The organism is Gammaproteobacteria bacterium, assembly GCA_016199745.1.
Classification (GTDB): Bacteria; Pseudomonadota; Gammaproteobacteria; order Acidiferrobacterales; family Sulfurifustaceae; genus JACQFZ01.
The window spans coordinates 44691-60106 of the sequence record JACQFZ010000008.1 but is presented as its reverse complement, the minus strand read 5'-3'; the positions used below and the strand labels follow the sequence as shown (position 1 = coordinate 60106).

Below are 15416 nucleotides of genomic sequence, written 5' to 3'. Positions count from 1 at the left end.
AAATGCACGGAATCCGGGAGATACCTGGGCTTAACGATGCGAAGCAGTAGCGCATTGTCGGTAGTTGCCGACGGCTAAACGTGGAGTAGTGCGTAGCTTACTGAATAAACACGATTTGCATTGTCGCCGACTGACGACAACTTTGCTTAGCGGTCCAATATAGTGGCCAACGGCGTTAGTGGTTGTATGTGATCGCAGATAATTTTGAATGTCATCAGGATCGGTACCGCGAGCGGCGCTCCTGCGGGCCCCCACAACCATCACCATCCCCAGAAAATAATACCAAGGGTTAAAAAATCGCGAGCACGAACAGCGCGGTGATAATCCCACCGCGTATGTGGCCTTCGTTGCCAACGAACATCGGCAATCGGCGGGGTGCGGTCGTGAGCGGCGCTGAGGGATCTTCGCTAGTTTTAATAGTCATATGCTCACATCCTTATGAAGCTGTCGTTTTATGGGATGCTATCAAACTTAAAATTGCGTGTGATAGTCTGTTTGCGGCGAGGGCAAGGGAGTCACAATGCCAATGACGGCAAGCCATCATCAATTCCCCTGGCGCGGTGCGGAGACCATCGCGCTGTTACGTGACGCGCTGGCGCGTCATGACGATGTCCAACTGCAGTTGCCCGCCGACTATCACAACGCAGTATTCATGCATTTCGGTTCCGACCTCGGGCCGGAATGTGTCAACGTGAGCGGTGGCGCTGAATTGTTGCGCGAACTCGCGCGCATACACGGGCTCGATACGCTGGCGCAACTCGAATCTTCAATCGCTGCATCGTCGGCAGTCGTGCAGGTGATGAGTCCAAGTCCAACAGTCGCCATCACGTTCAAGCCTAAGGAGCGAACGTGACGCGTTACAGCATTTTAAAGCCGGGCTATAACTGCTGGCGCGTCGCGTCGGCGCGCCGCGTCGCTTATCTCATCGACGCTGCTGATTACTTCCGTGCGTTTTATTTTGCCGCCGCGCGGACGACGCGTTCGCTATTAATGCTCGGTTGGGATATCGATAGTCGTGTACCGCTGCTGCGCGACGGTGAAACGGGACCGTTGCCGATCGCGTTAGGCGAATATCTCAATGCGCTGGTGTCGCGCCCGAACGGTCCGCAGGCTTACGTGCTGACGTGGGATTTCGCCATGTTGTACGCGCTCGATCGTGAATGGTTGCCGATTTACAAACTCGACTGGCGCACACACCGGCGGCTGCATTTCCGAATGGACGGCAATCATCCGCCGGGCGGATGTCATCACCAAAAAGTCGTCGTGCTCGACGACACGCTCGCGTTCGTTGGCGGGCTCGATCTTACGCATGCGCGTTGGGACACGATCGAGCATCGGCCGGACGATCCGCGTCGCGTCGACAACGGCGTGTCGTATCGACCGTTTCATGACATGCAGGTGATGGTCGATGGCGTCGTCGCCGGCGCGCTCGGTGATTTGGCGCGCGAGCGCTGGCAACGTACAACCGGCCGGCGATTGCCGGCGCTATCGTCGATGGCGCACGATCTTTGGCCGGCGCAAGTGCCGGTCGACGTCGAGAACGTGCAAATCGCCATTGCCCGTACCGACCCAGCACACAACAGCCGTGCCGAGGTGCGTGAGGTCGAGCTGTTGTACGGCGATGCGATCCGCGCCGCGCAGCGTCACATCTATATCGAGAATCAATTCTTCACCGCCAATAGCATTGCCGATGCATTCATCGAACGCTTGCAGGAGCCGGACGGCCCCGAGATCGTGATGGTGTTGGCGTTGTGCACCGACGGTTGGTTGTCGCAGCAGACGATGGATGTATTACGCGATCGCCTGCTGAATCGGCTGCGTGCGGCCGATCGCTACGGGCGCTTGCGTGCGTATTACCCCGATGTCGACGGGCTCGGCCAACAGTGCATTAACGTGCATAGCAAAGTGATGGTGGTTGACGACGAATTCGCACGGATCGGCTCGGCGAACTTGAATAATCGCTCCATGGGTATCGACACCGAATGTGATCTCGCGTTCGAGAGCGGCGGCGAGCGGCGCGTGCGCCGCGGTATCGCCCGTTTACGCGAACGTTTGTTGGCCGAACATCTGGGTACTTCCACCGAACGGGTGGCGCAGGCGCTAACTCGTCGTGGCTCGCTGATTGCCGCGATCGAGAGCTTGCGGGGCACTAACCGCCATACGTTGAAGGAAATCCCGGTGCCGGCGCCGGATCAAATCGTCTCCTGGCTTCCCAAGCCCGAGTTGCTCGATCCCGAACGTCCGATCGATCCCGATAAAATCGCCGCTCAATTCATTCCCATGGAAGAGCGAGCACCGGCGCACCGGCGCCTCATTATTTCCGTCACTATGCTGATGCTGGTGGTAGCGTTCGCCGCTGCTTGGCACTGGACGCCGCTATCGCATTGGCTCGACGCGCAAACGCTGAGTAGTTATATCGTCGGTTTCCGACATTCGCCGAGCGCGCCATTCGTTGGCATCGGTGCATTTATCTTGGGCGGGTTGTTGGCGTTTCCAGTGACTCTGTTGGTTGTCGTTACGGTGCTGGCCTTTGGGCCGGTGCAAGGCATCGTCTATTCCTTCATCGGTTCGCTACTCAGTGCTTGGGTGGTCTATGGCATCGGTCACATGCTTGGCCGGCATACGATTCGTCGCTTCGCCGGTTCGCGTCTTAACCGTTTGAGTTGCCGCCTAGCTGAACGTGGTGTGCTCGCTGTGACGTTGGTGCGATTGCTACCGGTAGCGCCATTTACCGTCGTGAATCTTGTCGCCGGCGCATCGCACATTGGTTTGCGCGACTTTCTGTTGGGCACGGTTCTTGGGATGATTCCGGGCATTCTTGCGATTGTGTTGTTCATCGATCGGGTTGATGCGACGTTGCAACAGCCTGGTGTGGGTACTGGGCTGGGGTTGGGAGTGATTATCGTGTTGTTGTTTGGAATGATTTATGGGTTGCGGCGGTGGTTGTTACGGCGGCAGTCGGTGGGGTCGAGTAGTTGAATCGCCTCCTGCGGAGGCGATGATGGTCGAGTGTAATAAATATAATCAGCGGGATGCTCCGCCCCGCAACCCAGGGTTCCTTTTCTTTGCTTGTGCAAAGAAAAGGAACCAAAAGAAAGCACCCCCCGGGGTGGCGCAAAGCATCCTCCGCTTCTCACTTTTGGCTATTAACTATGTCTGGCACAGTACATCCCTGTACTGAGCCAGACGCGCGCCTCCTGCGCGCTCGAGGCCAAAAGCTCCGATGCTCGGAAAGCGCCACACGGGGATTAACAGCAACGACAACCGCAAAAACCCATTCAACTCACCCCCCACCCTAGCCCTCCCCCGCTGTGGCGGGGGAGGGAATGGATTGGTGGCGGTGGGTGTTGTGCAACTGACTGTCTAGGCGCTTTTGCTTTTCATCCCCTCCCCAGCGCAGCGGGGGGTGAGGCGGGGTTTTCGTGAGTGTCCCGTGGACACTCACGCCGCCGAACGGGCGCGCGCACTGGGCGGGAATGGTTAGGGTGGGGGCGGTTGTGGTTGTCGTTATTCCCGCTGTGGCGCATGCCCGAACCTCGCAGGGTTTTGGCATAAGCCCGAGGGGGAACCGGCCTAAACCCAAGAAGCGCAGTGGCATGTTGGCGCCACCGGGGGGTGCTTCTCTTTGGATACTTTCTCTTGCATCAGCAAGAGAAAGTATCCCTGGGCTGCGGGGCGGAGCATCCGCTGATTACAATTTATTATCTCGACCGTCATCGCCCTCGTAAGAGGGCGATTCCTACTTACTTATCCGAAGGCCCAAACAACCACCAAAGCAACAGCCCCAATATCGGCAACAAGATAATCAGAACGATCCACAGCACCTTCTTACCCGTAGACGCACGTGACTGAACGATCTTAACGATGGCCCAGATGTCGGCGATTAAGACGAGCAGGCCGAAAAATCCACGAACTTCAATATCCAGCATATCCGCCTCTGAGCTATCGATGCGCGTCGCGTCCGATTGCGATCATGTGCGACAATGGACCGTTCATTCAACGAGGGATTACATGAGTAAGCCTAATACGCAGAACATGGCGTTGTTCTGTGATTTTGAAAACGTCGCTTTAGGTGTACGCGAATCCAACTACGCCGATTTCGATATTCGTCGCGTGTTGGAACGCCTGCTGTTAAAAGGTGCCATCGTCGTTAAGAAGGCTTACTGCGATTGGGGACGGTACAAAGACTTCAAAGTACCGATGCACGAAGCGGCGTTCGAGCTGATCGATATTCCGCACGTGCGGCAATCGGGTAAGAACTCGGCCGACATTCGTATGGTCGTTGACGCGCTCGATCTTTGTTACACCAAGGCGCATGTCGATGCTTTCGTTATCATCAGCGGCGACTCCGATTTTTCGCCGTTGGTATCGAAACTGCGCGAGAATAATAAGCTCGTGATCGGCGTCGGCGTGAAGAACTCGACCTCGGATTTGCTCATCGCCAACTGCGATGAATTTATTTTCTACGACGACTTAGTGCGCGAGGCCAAGAAAAAACGGCGGCCGCGTAAAACCGAAAATAACAAAACGACCGAAGGCAAAACGATCGAAGGCAAGAAGATGCCGACGCCCGTGGATAGCCGCAACGATGACGAGAAAAAGCAGGAGGCGCTCGATTTGATCATGGAAACCGTCGAAGCGCTGTTCAAAGAACGCGGCGAGGAAGACAAGGTTTGGGGCTCGATGGTTAAGCAGGCGTTGAAGCGCCGTAATCCCGGGTTCGATGAGACGTATCACGGATTTCGTACCTTCGGCAAATTGCTGGAAGAGGCGCAAACGCGCAAGCTACTGCAGCTGGAGCTGGACGAGAAATCCGGGGGCTATATCGTTAAGGGCTTCGCGCACGAGGAGTAGGGTGGCGTTGTCTTTAAGCGGTGCGCGGATCTCCGCTAAACTGCGAAAAACGAAAGCGGTCTCTCATGACGACACCGGCGTATGAAGAACGTAAGCAGCGGTTGAGCGAGTTTCTTCAGCAAAATCGCGACGGTCGTGTACGGCTGAAGAAAGCCACTTCGAATTTGTTTCGCGACCGAAAAAATGTTTCGTCGCAACAACTCGACGTCGGCGATTTCAAGAGCGTGCTGAAGGTCGATCGTGTTGCCGGCTTGATCGATGTCGAGGGTATGACGCCGTATGCCGCATTGACGGCGGAGTCGTTGAAGCACGGGTTGATGCCGTGCGTCGTGCCGCAGCTCAAATCCATCACGATCGGTGGCGCCGTGACGGGTAGCGGTATTGAATCGTTGTCGTTTCGTTACGGATTGGTGCACGAAACGATCGACGAGATCGAGGTGTTGTTACCCGATGGTCGCACGGTCATCGGCACGCCGACCAACGAGCAGTGCGACCTTTTTTACGGCTTCCCCAATTCCTACGGTACGCTCGGTTACGCCTTGCGGGTCAAGGTGAAAGCCATACCGGTCAAGGCATTCGTCGAGCTAACGCATATTCGTCATACCGACGCGGAGCTGTATTTCGAAGACCTACAGCGTTGGTGCCGGAGTGATGTCGATTTCGTCGATGGTGTCATCTTCAGTCGTGACGAGATGTATCTGACGCTCGGTCGCTTTACCGATACCGCGCCTTATACCAGCGATTACACTTATCGACACATCTACTATCAATCGATCCGTCAGCGCCAAACCGATTATTTGACGGTGTCGGACTATATCTGGCGTTGGGATACCGACTGGTTTTGGTGTTCTAAGAACGTGTATGCGCAGCATCCATTGATTCGCCGGCTGTACGGTCGCGATCGTCTGAACTCGATCACCTATACCAAGATCATGCGTTGGAACAGCCGCTGGAAATTAACGGCTGCCATCAACCGAGTGCGTGGCGTTCATAGTGAGTCGGTTATTCAAGATGTCGAGTTGCCGGTCGAGCATTGCGTCGATTTCTTCAATTTTTATCACGACACCATCCGCTTCTTGCCGGTATGGGTCTGTCCGACGCGGGCGTACCGCCCGGACGTGCAGTTCGATTTATATCGGCTCGATCCGCAAAAGCTGTATGTGAATTTCGGTTTCTGGGATGTTATAAGTTCGCGTCAGCCTGCACCCGCTGGTTTCCACAATCGCCAAATCGAGTGCAAGGTACGTGAGCTCGGCGGTATGAAGTCGCTTTATTCGGATTCGTACTGCACTGTCGATGAGTTTTGGCAGGTTTACAATAGGGCAGCGTATGAGCGGCTAAAGCATAAGTACGACCCCGCTGGACGTTTGCCGGATCTCTACGAAAAGTGCGTGCTCAAAGAATAAATAGCAAAGGAGAAAGTAGTAATGTTGAATCGACGTACAAGTAGTGTCTTGCTGGTAACCGCGTTGCTCGTTGGCTGCGTATTCGTGCAGCCGACGGCGTCTAGTAAAAAGATTCGTGTGCTGACGGCTGCCGAGGTCGACCGTTGTCAGTCGCTCGGCAATCTCGTATCGCGTGTCGCCGACCGGGTCGGCGCGATTCCGCGCAGTAAGGAAGCGATAGCCGACGATGTCGAGATCAATGCCAAGAACTCGGCGGCCGACATGGGCGGCGACACGATTGTGCCGTTGTCGAAGATAGAAGGCGGTCGGCAAACGTTCGGCGTGTATCGCTGTTTGTCGTAGGCATTGCATTCCCCCTCTCACCCGAGAGGGGGAATGGTATTTCCTTGCGGATTTTTACTTTCTCGATTTACCGCGTAGCGCCAGTAGTTCTTCTTCGCTGAGAAACTGTGCCGGCAAATGTGTCGCATCGCGTTGGAACTCGTAGCCACAGGAACAGCTGGTACTGCCGCGGACGCGGCGGTTACAGCGTGGGCATTGGCGGTCGTCCGGCTGTGTGCCGCGTGTCGATGCGACGGTTGGGGAAATCGGCAGTGGCATAACGGTTACCAGTACGGGTACTACAGCCGGCGTCACTGATGGTGAGCTCGTTTCGATGGGCGGCAGCGCGGGTGGAGCGACTCGGGCGCGCGCTTGTGCGGTCTTGCGGCTCTGGGCGACCAGTTGCGATTGCAACTGCTCAACTTCCATCTCGGCGCGCCGCAGTGCTTCACGTTTACCGCGATCATGTGAATCCCGTAACAACGCTACCTTAGCGCTGGTCAGCTCACGACGGGCGCGGACCAAGCGTGCCGCGAGATACGATTCAAACACGGATTCCGCCTGGGCGATCAGCGTTGGTGAGGAGGAGGAAGGGACCATTGGTGGCTCGGCTCCGGTCCCTTTAGTTTTGTTATCGATCATGGGGACGCTACTTTTTATAAGGGCGTTTCGTTAAGTATAGGAGCGCCGCATCGCTTAGCCCCTAAAGTCAGCGGTTAGTACGATGGTTGGGGCGCCCGGCCCGACAGGCGGATTTTAAAGCCAGCCCTTGAATCCTTGCCCACTCGGCCCCATCTTTTTCGGCGCTTTCCCACAGCACGATTCAGCGAGGAACTATGACAGTAGAAACCCACCGGGAAACCCTCGGCTTCCAAACGGAGGTCCGGCAATTGCTGGATCTGATGATCCATTCGCTTTACAGCAATAAAGAGATTTTTCTGCGCGAGCTCGTATCCAATGCCTCGGATGCCGCTGACAAACTGCGGTTTGAAGCGTTGACCGACGATGCGTTGTTCGAGGGCGAAGGCGATCTCAAGATTCGGGTCGCTTATGACAAAAGCACACGCACGGTGACGATCAGCGACAACGGCATCGGTATGAGCCGTGCCGAAGTCATCGACAATATCGGCACAATCGCCAAGTCCGGTACCCGTGAATTTCTGGCCGCACTGTCGGGTGATAAAGCCAAGGATGCGCGTCTGATCGGCCAATTCGGCGTCGGTTTCTACTCGGCGTTTATTATTGCCGACCGGGTAACGTTGACCACGCGCCGCGCCGGCCTGGCGTCTGAACATGGCGTGCGTTGGGAGTCGGCCGGCGAAGGTGACTACACCATCGAAACGGTCGAGCGCGCCCAGCGCGGCACCGAAATCGTGCTGCACTTGAAAGAGGGAGAAGACGAGTTCGTCGACGGCCATCGCCTGCGATCGATCATCCACAAGTATTCCGATCACATTCCGATTCCGATTGCGATGAAATCGGAAGACCAGAAGGGCGAGGACGAGATCGTCAATCGGGCGTCGGCGCTATGGGCGCGACCGAAGAACGAGATCAAGCCGGAAGAGTACGAAGAATTCTACAAACACGTCGGCCACGATTTCGAGCCGCCGTTGGCGCATGTGCATTCGCGTGTCGAAGGCAAGCAGGAATACATTTCGTTGCTGTACGTGCCAAAGCGCGCGCCGTTCGATTTGTGGGACCGTGATCGCCGGCATGGCATCAAGTTGTACGTGCGTCGTGTTTTCATCATGGACGACGCCGAGCGGTTATTGCCGAACTATCTGCGGTTCGTGCGCGGTATCATCGATTCTAATGATCTGCCACTCAATATTTCGCGCGAGATTCTGCAGCACAACAAAGATATCGACGCCATTCGCGCTGGCTCGATCAAGAAGGTGCTGGACTTATTGGGCGACTTGGTCGAGAAGGACGCGGAAAAATACGCAACCTTCTGGCGTGAATTTGGGCGCGTACTCAAGGAAGGTGTGGTCGAGGATAACGGCAATCGCCAAGCGATCGCGCGCCTATTGCGCTTCGCCTCCACCAAGGCCGATACCGACGCGCAGGAAGTAACGCTCGCCGACTATGTCGCGCGCATGCAGCCCGGCCAAGAGAAGATTTATTACATCACCGCCGATACTTTCGCGGCCGCCAAGAGCAGCCCGCATTTGGAAATTTTCCGCGCGAAAGGGATCGAAGTGTTGTTGATGTACGACCGCATCGATGAATGGCTGGTGACACATCTGACAGAGTTCGACGGCAAGTCATTAGTATCGGTCGCCAAGGGCGATCTCGACCTGGGCAAGCTCGAGGATCAAGAGGAACGCAAGCAACACGAGCAAGTCGAAAGCAAGCACAAAGACTTAGTAGCTCGTATCCAGCAGGTATTGGCGGAGCGCGTGCAGGCCGTACGGGTCACGCATCGCCTAACCGGTTCACCGGCGTGTCTGGTTGCCGGTGAGCACGACATCAGTAGTCATTTGGGGCGGATATTGAAGGCGGCTGGGCAATCGGTACCGGCAGGTAAGCCGGTGTTGGAGATTAATCCGACGCATGCGCTGGTGCAGCGTCTCAGCGATGAGAAAGACGAGAAGCGTTTTGGCGATTGGAGTCACCTGTTGTTTGAGCAATCGTTGTTAAGCGAAGGCGGTCAGCTCGATGATCCGGCGACATTCGTGCGGCGATTGAACGAACTGTTGTTGGCAGCGGCGCCGTCTAAATAGAAATTAAAAATAAGCCCTCTCTCCCATAAGGAGAGAGGGCTCGGTGAAAACTGTTTTAACGCCGGCGTGTAATCTGGCCGCTGTTGTCGAGAGCGAGAATAGCGAGCGCCGTCGCGTCGAGTGTAATTGCCGGGACTTCTTCGGAACTGGTCGCGAACGCGTAGCCGCAACGGCAGTGGTTCGCGCCGATCGGCACGGTTGCCGTGCAGTTGGGACACTCTTGCTTGGCTTGTGGCGCCGTTTCTATCGCCGGCGTTTTGGCGGCAAGGTCGAGCGAGACCGACGGCATTTCCGAGGTTTCACTCGGTGCGGTGTAACCACAGGTACAACGCTTGGTGTCGATTGGCAGCATCGCCGTGCAGTTTGGACATTCCTGCCTTGCCACCGCCGCCGGTTTTGATTCAGGCGGCGCAGCTACTTTGACTTCAGACGTTGTTGGTTTGGCCAGAGCGACCGTTGGCAGCTTGGGCGTGGTGACTGGCTTCGCCGTTGACTTCGCGGGTTTCGTAGCGGGCGAGGGTGCGGCTTTGTTGCGCACGACGGCTTCCGCTTTCGCTGCCTGGGCACGGTTAAAGCTGGCGTCCGGTTTCGGCGAGGCGATAGTCGGTGGTGTCGGGATGGACTTCGGTAGCGGTGCCGGCGGTATGACTTTCGCGACTTGTTTGGCGCGTTTGGCTTGAACCGCCTTCAACGTTTTTTGTGCTTCCGCCAAGGTATGTTTGCTCGAGCGTTCAGCCGGCGCGGTAGTGGCTCCTTTAGACGTGTGCACAACTATGGGCAGGGGTGTCGCGCGGGCTGTCGGCGGCTCGATCGGTTTTGGTTTTTCGACCGGCACAACGGGCGCGGCGTCGATGATGGCGATTTCGACAATCGTTGGTGGCGGTGATAGTGTCGAGGTCGTTTCAAATTCGGGTGCCGCGATCAATTTCGCTGTCTCGACGAATTCTGCTTTTTTGATCGGTGATGGTGCAATCGGCGCGGCTTCGAGGGTTAGCGCTTCAACCATTATTGTTTCGACTACTGTCTCGACCGGCGCCTCGATGACGACGGTTTCGACCACCGGTTGCGCCGGCGTCGCGCCGACTTTAGGTTGCAATTGCGCTTCACGTACTAAGTGCGCATCGAGCTGGGCCCGCGCCGTATGCAGCGCCTGTTCGGCGGCTAATGCTTGCGCGGCTTTGTAAGTGTTCGCGCGATCGAACACGGCATCCTGGCGGGCGACGAGCATCGTCGCTTCGGCCTGAACGACGCGGGCGGCGAGGTAATCGCGCAGCAGTCGCAATTGTTGCAATTCATATTCGACGGCGGCATCGCCTTGCAGGGCGTCGGGATCGAAACAATAACCGCACTCGCACATGACCGACTGAGAGTCGTTCGTGGCAGAACATTCCGGACAGTGCTTCTGAAAAATGCTTGGCACGCGGGTAATAAACCGATTGGGGTTCTCAAAAAAATATGGCACAGCACTGCGGCCGGAACGACCAAGGCAGACAAACCGCCTGGACGAACGGATAAATGGCAGGGCCGCGTCGGAATCCCGACGCGGTGTTTAGGACGACTTCAGCAGACGCTGAGAATCCCTTAAACGGCGCTGATAGGCGCGTTGCTCGACTTTCCAGGCCGCGTTCCAGCCCAGGCCTGGACGTAATAAACCGCGGCACAGCGTCAACATACCCTCAACATCATCCAGGTTGACGAATTCCGGCGCCGGGCCGTCCGCTCCGCGCGAATCCGGGCCGCCCTGAAAACTTTGATTGTGATAATTGCCAAGCGGCACGGACAAACCAATCGCGGTTAAGCCGTACACGGTGGCGGCGGTCGCTTCGCAAGTGCCGCCATCCATAATGCGGCGTTGGTGGCGCCCCGGCAGCAGCCGTTGCGCGAGTTGCGTTAGCACGTTAAGCGCGTTCGGTTCGAACACCGTGCGTCGATCGCCTAAGCGTACGACCGGTCCTTTGCCGATTACTGCGCCCGGCAGCGTGCGCGATGTTTCAAGACTGATGCAGATTACCGGACGTTTCGCCGGCCGCAACCAGCCGAGCTCGAAGTGACCGATAGCACCGATGAAGCCGACTTCCTCGGCGCGCGTGAGCAGTCCGATAAAAGGCGCGCGTTTGCGTTTGCGATAGAGGTCGAGCGCGGTCGCAACGATGGCGTATACGCCGACTAGGTCGTCGGCCGCTTTGGTATATAGCGTGCGACCGCGTTGCCATACCGGCGCGCGAAAACCGAAACCACCGTAAAGCGTTTCGGCGCGCGCTCGCGGTTTGGCGAGCGTGAGTTTTATTTCCGCCGTTTGAATTGTACGACCGCTGGCCGTCAGCCGTGCCGATTGCATCTTTCCGGAATGTACGCCGCCACCGTTGTCGGCAACCCACACCGGCGCTCCGGCCAGATGTCGCAGTGGTGCACCACCGTGCCAGTCGACGTGCAATCGATCGGGTCCGCGCCAGCGCACCCCATGAAATCCCGGATGGTCCATATGCGCCACGTACAACCGCAGCGGTTCGCGGGTGTGCATGCGCACCCGCTGCGCGTATTCCTTGCGCGAGCTGCAACCGACGACGATGTTGCCGATCGGATCGATGAAGAACGGTACGCTACCGGCGCGCAGCGCAGCGCTGACGAAGTCGATGACGCGTTGTTCGCGGAATGGTGCGGTCGGTTGGCGGAGAAGATCGAGGAGCAACGAAAGCTCGCGCTTATTCATGCGCGCGAGTATACGTCATTCCGCTTTGAGGAGAATCGTCCGGCGTTCGCTCGTTTGCGTAGTCGCACTTTCCAAAATGGCGCGGCGTACGTCGGCGCCGTTACCGCTGAGACCGCCGATATCGATCCATTCGCCGGGCTTCACCAGCACGGTCGTTGCGTACTCTTGAAAATCGACTAGACCAGTCGACGGATTGGCTAGCCGCGCCAAGCGCGGCGTAATCTCGAGTTGAATGCGTTCGCCTTGAACGCGCGGCACGACGTCGAAACCGGTGATGACATCCTGCAACACCACGCCTTGCTGGAGCACGGTTTGGTGGCCGGTGAGCGTTAAGATGCGGCTCACGTGCGGCACCGATTGGCCGACGCGGACGAATGCATGGGCGCCGTCGAGGGTAGTGACGAATTGCGTGACATCGTCACGCTGGGTCGTTTGCGTCGTGCCGCTGTCGATGCGCACACCGTTACGTTTGATGATGACGCCGTTGCGCTCGGGAGTTGTGCGCGGTATGTGCACGCGCGCACGGTCGTTACCGGCATCGCCGGAAACACCGAGGTCGGTCGTATCGGTATCGCGCGCGACGGTTTGGCGCACGGTGATGCGTAATTGCCGACGGGCGACGTCGAGTGCATTGATGAGTCGTTGGATCTCGCTGCGGCGCGATTCGTCAGCGCGGATAAATAGTTGATAGCCGCTGCCGCTCATGCCTTCATTCGGCTGCAACAACGGTTGAATCAGTGGCGCCAATTCTTCGGCCGGTCGATTCCGTAGTTGGAAAATTTGCAGCGTTTCGGCGGCAAGCGCCGTGCTGCTGAAGTACAACAGGAAGATCGCGCAAAGGTGACGGAGGCGCACGACCTATTCAACCAGCGGCCGTCGCGCCCCGGCATAATGTTCGCGCCAATAGGGGTCGTCAACGTTGCCGACGGAAACGCGCTTGCCGCGCGATGGCGCATGCACAAAGCGATCGTCGCCGATATACATGCCGACGTGGGAGTTGGTTTTGCCGTCTTGATCGAAGAACAGCAAATCTCCCGGACGCAGATCGTCGTCGTCGACTGGGCGGGAATGCGCCCATTGTTCGTCCGTGCTTCGCGGCAGATGCAGGCCGACGCGGCTATAGCTGTATTGCACCAGGCCGCTGCAATCGAAACCGCGGCGCGGGCTGTTGCCGCCGTAGCGATACGGTGTGCCCTGCAGTTTTAGCGCATATTCGACGGCACGCGCGCCAGCGCCGGCATCGGTTCGTTGCGGAACGGTCGAGCAGCCGCTAAAGGCCAACAGCATCAGACCGATCGTACTGAATGCCAGTTGTTGCCAATGCCGTGTCATAGGCCGAGCGGGCGCAGGGCAACGCGTACTCCGCGTTCCCATTGGTTGTTGAAGCGCTCGATGAGCGCTACTGTTTCGCGCGGAGTATTCAGCACGACGATGGCTTCGGTGCGCGTTATGTCGTCTTGCAGTATGTGGCCGGCGCGATCGCTGACGAGAAAGAGATCACCGGCGCCGCGATCGTTCTCGTCGAACTCACGCACGTCGATGTTGCCGGCTAACCGCTGGATGGCGGCACTCAGCCGGTCGTTATCGCGCAGGGTGTCAGCCGCATTGTCGACCAGTAGGCAGACGCGATTGCGTGGGTGGTGAGTGGCAAAGGCGGTGAGGGCGCTACTGACGATGCTCACATTGAACACCGTCCGATCGAGTCGCGGTGCGTATAAACGCAGCTCGCGTTGCGTTTGCTGGATCAACGCCGCCAGCGCCGCTGACAGCGCTTCGCGGCCGCGAAGCGGGCCTTCGCTTAACGGCGTGGTCGGTGGGGGGGTATCGGCCGCCATCTTTCGTTCAATCGGCTTAATGTCGCTGGATTCTACAAAGTATAGAGCCGTACCCCAAGCTTCCCCGGTGTCGGGGAAGTGGGGTGGGAAAGATGATTGCTAAGGCTAGTTGCGGTCTTTGGCGATGGCCGCCGCCTGGGCGGCGGCATTGCCGGTGTAGCCGGCGGGTGTCAGCGCTATCAGCCGTTGCTTCGCGTCGTCCGGAATCGCCAGGCCGCGGATGAAGCTATGCAACGTCGTACGGTTGAGGCCGTTCTTGCCGCGGGTCAATTCTTTGAGTTTCTCGTAGGCGTCGGCGACGGCGTAACGGCGCATCACCGTTTGTACCGCCTCGGCCAATACTTCCCAATTGTCATCGAGGTCGCGATTGAGCCGCTCGGCATCGACTTCCAGCCGGCTGATGCCTTTCTGACATGCCTCGAAGGCAAGCAGGGCGTAGCCCAGGGCCACGCCCATGTTGCGCAACACCGTCGAATCGGTGAGGTCACGCTGCCAGCGGCTGATCGGCAGCTTGGCTGCCAAGTGTTGCAGCATCGCGTTCGCCAGGCCCAAGTTGCCTTCCGAATTTTCGAAATCGATCGGGTTGACCTTGTGCGGCATGGTCGACGAGCCGACCTCGCTGCCGACGACCTTTTGCTTGAAGTAGCCAAGCGAAATGTAAGCCCACATGTCGCGATCGAAGTCGATCAGGATGGTGTTGAAGCGCGCGAGCGCGTCGCATAGCTCGGCGATGTAGTCGTGCGGTTCGATCTGGGTGGTATACGGATTCCACGTCAGGCCCAAGTTTTCGACTAAGCCTTTGGCGACCGAAGTCCAGTTGATTTCCGGATAGGCGATTAAATGCGCGTTGTAGTTGCCGACGGCGCCGTTGATCTTGCCGAAGATCGGCACGGCGGCGAAGCGATCGCGTGCCCGCCGCAGCCGGTAGGTGAAGTTCGCCATTTCTTTGCCGAGCGTGGTCGGCGATGCCGGTTGGCCGTGCGTGCGCGCCAACATCGGTTGGTCGGCATAGCGACTGGCGAGCGCTTCGACGGCGGCGATCAGCCGGTCCATGCGCGGCAGCAAAATGTGCTCGCGGCCTTCGCGCAGCATAAGCGCGTAGGCCAGATTATTGATGTCTTCGGAGGTGCAAGCGAAGTGGAAGAACTCGGCGCACTTGGCGATTTCTTTAATGTCGCGTGTACGTTCCTTCAGAAAATATTCAACGGCTTTGACGTCGTGATTGGTCGTGCCTTCGATCTGTTTGATGCGCTCGGCATCGGCCAAAGAAAAGTCGCTGTAGATCGCTTGCAACAAATCGAGCGTCGGCGGCGAGAACGCCGGCACTTCCGGGATTTGTGGATTGGCGCTGAGCGCCAGCAACCAGTCGATCTCTACCTGCACGCGCAGCCGTATCAAGCCGTATTCGCTGAAGAGCGAACGCAGCGGCGCGACTTTCGCTTCGTAACGACCATCGAGGGGTGACAGGGCGGTCAGCGTGTGATCGGCGACGTCGGCGGTGGTACGCGGTGCGGTAGGGGTCGGATGTATGCTCATGAGGTTGCGTTAAGCTCCTTAAAATTCGGGT

Annotated in this window: 14 protein-coding genes; 6 read left to right on the top strand and 8 right to left on the bottom strand. The window is 57.7% G+C overall.

Translation table 11 applies throughout. The features are described 5' to 3' along the window. Positions 1 to 520: 520 nt before the first annotated feature. Positions 521 to 853 carry a hypothetical protein gene (locus HY308_02135; GenBank protein MBI3897076.1) on the top strand — a complete coding sequence of 111 codons (333 nt, stop codon included), beginning with the start codon at positions 521 to 523 and terminating at the stop codon, positions 851 to 853. Further along, on the top strand, positions 850 to 2979 hold the full coding sequence (locus tag HY308_02130; GenBank protein MBI3897075.1) for a VTT domain-containing protein: 2130 nt from the start codon (positions 850 to 852) through the stop codon (positions 2977 to 2979). The genes HY308_02135 and HY308_02130 overlap by 4 nt, the downstream gene beginning before the upstream one ends. Before the next feature lie 764 nt (positions 2980 to 3743). Here HY308_02130 and HY308_02125 read toward each other — a convergent pair. Continuing rightward, positions 3744 to 3926 (bottom strand): PLDc N-terminal domain-containing protein, encoded by a 183-nt coding sequence (locus tag HY308_02125; protein MBI3897074.1) that lies wholly within the window; start codon positions 3924 to 3926, stop codon positions 3744 to 3746. A gap of 85 nt (positions 3927 to 4011) precedes the next feature. Between HY308_02125 and HY308_02120 the strand changes: the two genes are divergently transcribed. The 3 genes from HY308_02120 (at position 4012) to HY308_02110 (ending at position 6602) form a co-directional block, all read left to right on the top strand. Then, positions 4012 to 4854, top strand: coding sequence for an NYN domain-containing protein (locus tag HY308_02120; protein MBI3897073.1), 843 nt, complete (start codon positions 4012 to 4014; stop codon positions 4852 to 4854). Between the two features lie 65 nt (positions 4855 to 4919). Beyond that, positions 4920 to 6260, top strand: a complete 1341-nt coding sequence (locus tag HY308_02115; GenBank protein ID MBI3897072.1) for an FAD-binding oxidoreductase — start codon at positions 4920 to 4922, stop codon at positions 6258 to 6260. Positions 6261 to 6281: 21 nt separating this feature from the next. Beyond that, the gene (locus tag HY308_02110) at positions 6282 to 6602 is read left to right on the top strand and encodes a DUF4156 domain-containing protein (protein MBI3897071.1); all 321 of its coding nucleotides are present in this window, start codon (positions 6282 to 6284) and stop codon (positions 6600 to 6602) included. 54 nt (positions 6603 to 6656) lie between these two features. Here HY308_02110 and HY308_02105 read toward each other — a convergent pair whose 3' ends face one another. Beyond that, entirely contained in the window at positions 6657 to 7181 is a 525-nt protein-coding gene (locus tag HY308_02105; GenBank protein ID MBI3897070.1) for a hypothetical protein, read from the bottom strand. Positions 7182 to 7417: 236 nt separating this feature from the next. Here HY308_02105 and htpG point away from each other — a divergent pair, with 236 nt between their 5' ends. Then, positions 7418 to 9304: a molecular chaperone HtpG gene (gene htpG / locus HY308_02100; GenBank protein ID MBI3897069.1), complete on the top strand. Its 1887-nt coding sequence runs from the start codon at positions 7418 to 7420 to the stop codon at positions 9302 to 9304. 55 nt (positions 9305 to 9359) lie between these two features. On the opposite strand, the gene HY308_02095 is transcribed toward htpG, so the two are convergent. The 6 genes from HY308_02095 to purB all read right to left on the bottom strand — a co-directional run bounded on the left by HY308_02095 (position 9360) and on the right by purB (position 15385). Continuing rightward, positions 9360 to 10661: a hypothetical protein gene (locus tag HY308_02095; GenBank protein MBI3897068.1), complete on the bottom strand. Its 1302-nt coding sequence runs from the start codon at positions 10659 to 10661 to the stop codon at positions 9360 to 9362. Between the two features lie 192 nt (positions 10662 to 10853). Beyond that, on the bottom strand, positions 10854 to 12014 hold the full coding sequence (locus tag HY308_02090) for a hypothetical protein (protein ID MBI3897067.1): 1161 nt from the start codon (positions 12012 to 12014) through the stop codon (positions 10854 to 10856). Between the two features lie 15 nt (positions 12015 to 12029). Further along, positions 12030 to 12869, bottom strand: coding sequence for a hypothetical protein (locus tag HY308_02085; protein MBI3897066.1), 840 nt, complete (start codon positions 12867 to 12869; stop codon positions 12030 to 12032). Positions 12870 to 12872: 3 nt separating this feature from the next. Further along, entirely contained in the window at positions 12873 to 13346 is a 474-nt protein-coding gene (locus tag HY308_02080; GenBank protein ID MBI3897065.1) for a C40 family peptidase, read from the bottom strand. After that, entirely contained in the window at positions 13343 to 13849 is a 507-nt protein-coding gene (locus HY308_02075) for a hypothetical protein (protein ID MBI3897064.1), read from the bottom strand. The genes HY308_02080 and HY308_02075 overlap by 4 nt, the downstream gene beginning before the upstream one ends. A 105-nt stretch (positions 13850 to 13954) precedes the next feature. After that, entirely contained in the window at positions 13955 to 15385 is a 1431-nt protein-coding gene (purB, locus tag HY308_02070; protein MBI3897063.1) for an adenylosuccinate lyase, read from the bottom strand. Between the last annotated feature and the right edge of the window lie 31 nt (positions 15386 to 15416).

Bases quoted from the DNA above. Each gene is read 5' to 3' on its own strand.
- purB (MBI3897063.1), bottom strand. From the start codon at position 15,385: ATGAGCATACATCCGACCCCTACCGCACCGCGTACCACCGCCGACGTC.
- HY308_02135 (MBI3897076.1), top strand. From the start codon at position 521: ATGCCAATGACGGCAAGCCATCATCAATTCCCCTGGCGCGGTGCGGAG.
- HY308_02110 (MBI3897071.1), top strand. From the start codon at position 6,282: ATGTTGAATCGACGTACAAGTAGTGTCTTGCTGGTAACCGCGTTGCTC.
- HY308_02075 (MBI3897064.1), bottom strand. From the start codon at position 13,849: ATGGCGGCCGATACCCCCCCACCGACCACGCCGTTAAGCGAAGGCCCG.
- HY308_02115 (MBI3897072.1), top strand. From the start codon at position 4,920: ATGACGACACCGGCGTATGAAGAACGTAAGCAGCGGTTGAGCGAGTTT.
- htpG (MBI3897069.1), top strand. From the start codon at position 7,418: ATGACAGTAGAAACCCACCGGGAAACCCTCGGCTTCCAAACGGAGGTC.
- HY308_02095 (MBI3897068.1), bottom strand. From the start codon at position 10,661: ATGTGCGAGTGCGGTTATTGTTTCGATCCCGACGCCCTGCAAGGCGAT.
- HY308_02090 (MBI3897067.1), bottom strand. From the start codon at position 12,014: ATGAATAAGCGCGAGCTTTCGTTGCTCCTCGATCTTCTCCGCCAACCG.
- HY308_02120 (MBI3897073.1), top strand. From the start codon at position 4,012: ATGAGTAAGCCTAATACGCAGAACATGGCGTTGTTCTGTGATTTTGAA.
- HY308_02080 (MBI3897065.1), bottom strand. From the start codon at position 13,346: ATGACACGGCATTGGCAACAACTGGCATTCAGTACGATCGGTCTGATG.
- HY308_02105 (MBI3897070.1), bottom strand. From the start codon at position 7,181: ATGGTCCCTTCCTCCTCCTCACCAACGCTGATCGCCCAGGCGGAATCC.